Genomic DNA, 2461 nt, shown 5'->3' on the forward strand with positions numbered 1-2461 from the left:
GCTGCCGTCCTCGTCCGGCTCGGCGCCGGCGTCGGTGACGGTCCGCGCGGCGGGCCCGTCGGCGAGGTCGGCGAACCGTCCCTCCACCGTCGCCCGGCCCGCCCCCGCACGCACCTTCGAGGAGTCCGAACGACCCCCGGACAGCAGGTGCAGCCCGGTGACCACCATCGTCTTGCCGGCCCCGGTCTCCCCCGTGACCACCGTCAATCCCGGATGGAGCTCGAGCACGGCGTCCTCGATGACCCCGAGGCCCTGGATACGCATCTCCGCAAGCACGTCCACCACCGTAGCGCCGACCCACGACCGGAGTCGCCGACCCGGCGACCCGGGCGGCCGTCTCCCGCGCGGGCGGGCGTCAGCTCAGGCGCGCCTGCCGTTCGCGCCAGCTCGTCACCGGCAGCGAGAACTTGTGCACCAGGCGGTCGGTGAACGGCCCTTCCCAGAGCCGGGCGAGCCGCACCGGGACCGCACCCGCGACCACCCGGATCCGCGAACCGCGTTCCAGGTCGAAGTGCCGCAGACCGTCACAGGTCAGCACCGCGGAGGACCCGTGCGGATCGACGTCCACGGTGATCACCGAGTCCCGGGAGACCACCAGCGGCCGGGAGAACATCGCGTGCGCGTTGCTGGGCACCACCAGCAACGCCTCCACGTCCGGCCAGACGACCGGACCGCCCGCGGAGAACGCGTAGGCGGTCGACCCGGTCGGGGTGGAGCACAACACCCCGTCGCAGCCGAACGACGACACCGGCCGACCGTCCACCTCGACCAGCGCGTCGAGGATGCGCTCCCGGGAGCTCTTCTCGATGCTCGCCTCGTTCAGCGCCCACGTGTCGGCCGTCACCACGTCGCCGTGGGTCACGGTGACGTCGACGGTCATGCGTTCCTCGATGCGGTACCGCCGTTCGACCACGCGGTCCACGGTCTCGCCGAGGGCGTCGTAGTCGGCCTCGGTGAGGAACCCGACCCGGCCGAGGTTGACCCCCAGGACCGGCACACCCGCGGGCCGGGCCACCTCGGCGGCGCGCAACAGGGTGCCGTCCCCGCCGAGCACGAATACGAGTTCGGTCCCGGCCGCGGGCTCGTCGGACGAGGTCACCACGGTGCACGGGAGGTGCCCGCCGGGGGGCTCGATCAGCCTGCGGACCTCGTCGTCGACGACGCGGAGACGGATCCCCGCCGCGGCGAGCCGGATGGCCACGTCCCGCGCCGCCCCGGTGGTGGACTCGCGGTCCGGGTGCACGATGAGCAGGACCTCGCGGTCGCCGGAGGAATTCACCGGGGACCCTCCGTCACGGCCGCACGCACCCGCCGCTCCCACTCGTCCGGGGACGGGGCCCCGGTCTCCCCGGCCGCGGCGTCGTCGTCCACACGGCCCCGCTCGGCGGGACCGCCGCCCTCTCCGCGCAACCAGACGAAGTACTCGACGTTGCCGGACGGGCCCGGCAGCGGGCTGGCCACCACGTCGCGGGGATGGAGCCCGAGCGAACGGGCGTGCGACGACACCTCCAGCACGGCCTCGGCCCGCAATTCGGGATCCCGGACCACGCCGCCGCTGCCGAGCCGGTGTTTGCCGACCTCGAACTGCGGCTTGACCATCGGCACGAGGTCCCCGCCCGGGCGCAGGCACTCCGCGAGTGCGGGCAGCACCAGACGCAGCGAGATGAACGACAGATCGGCGACCACGAGGTCCACGGTGCCACCGGTGTGCCCGGGTGTCAGCGCCCGGACGTTCGTCCGGTCCAGCACCGTGACCCGCTCGTCGGTCCGCAGCCGCCAGTCGAGCAGCCCCCGTCCCACGTCGGCGGCCACGACCGCCTCCGCACCCGCACGCAGGAGCACGTCGGTGAAACCACCGGTCGACGCCCCCGCGTCGAGGCACCGTTTCCCCGCGACGGTGAGACCGTGTGCGGTGAACGTCTCCAACGCGCCGAGCAGCTTGTACGCTCCCCGGGAGGCCCAGCCGGGGTCGTCGTCGGTGCGGACGACGATCGCCGCACCCGCGTCCACGCCGGTGGCCGGTTTGCTCGCCACCAGCCCCCGGACGGTGACCCGGCCCGCACCGATCAGCGTTCCCGCGTGCTCCCGGGACCGGGCGAGCCCCCGGCGCACGAGCTCGGCGTCCAGACGGGCCTTGCGTGGCACCGTCAGACCCTGTCGATGCTCGACAGGGCCGCGGCGAGCGCGCTGTGCGCGTCCTCGAACCGGGCCACGTGCTCGGCGAGCGGCAGCGCATCGAGATCGTCGAGCGCGCTCACGGCCCGCACGATCCGGGCACGGGGCTCGGCGTCCCCGTCCTCCGGCGATGCTGCGTCTGTCTGTGGGTGCACCCCTCAACGCTAACCGATGCGGACGGTCGGGCCACGCACGGCGGGGCCCTGCTCCGGGCGGTCCGGCCCGGGTCAGGCCAGCCGCAACGTCGCCAGCACCGCGGCCGCCGTCGCGTCCCCGCCCCGGACCG

4 protein-coding genes are annotated in these 2461 nt (G+C 74.3%); all 4 read right to left on the reverse strand.

Annotated features, from left to right (window positions below; genetic code table 11):
* Positions 1-276 (reverse strand): AAA family ATPase (locus tag ACTIR_RS0113870; RefSeq protein ID WP_154663764.1); only part of this gene is annotated, 276 nt, incomplete at its 3' end.
* A gap of 79 nt (positions 277-355) precedes the next feature.
* Positions 356-1279, reverse strand: coding sequence for an NAD kinase (locus tag ACTIR_RS0113875; protein WP_026454739.1), 924 nt, complete (start codon positions 1277-1279; stop codon positions 356-358).
* Positions 1276-2145, reverse strand: a complete 870-nt coding sequence (locus ACTIR_RS0113880) for a TlyA family RNA methyltransferase (RefSeq protein WP_026454740.1) — start codon at positions 2143-2145, stop codon at positions 1276-1278. The genes ACTIR_RS0113875 and ACTIR_RS0113880 overlap by 4 nt, the downstream gene beginning before the upstream one ends.
* A 2-nt stretch (positions 2146-2147) precedes the next feature.
* The gene (locus ACTIR_RS0113885) at positions 2148-2330 is read right to left on the reverse strand and encodes a hypothetical protein (protein WP_026454741.1); all 183 of its coding nucleotides are present in this window, start codon (positions 2328-2330) and stop codon (positions 2148-2150) included.
* Positions 2331-2461 lie beyond the last annotated feature (131 nt).

This window comes from Saccharomonospora iraqiensis subsp. iraqiensis (assembly GCF_000430445.1).
Classification (GTDB): Bacteria; Actinomycetota; Actinomycetes; order Mycobacteriales; family Pseudonocardiaceae; genus Saccharomonospora; species Saccharomonospora iraqiensis.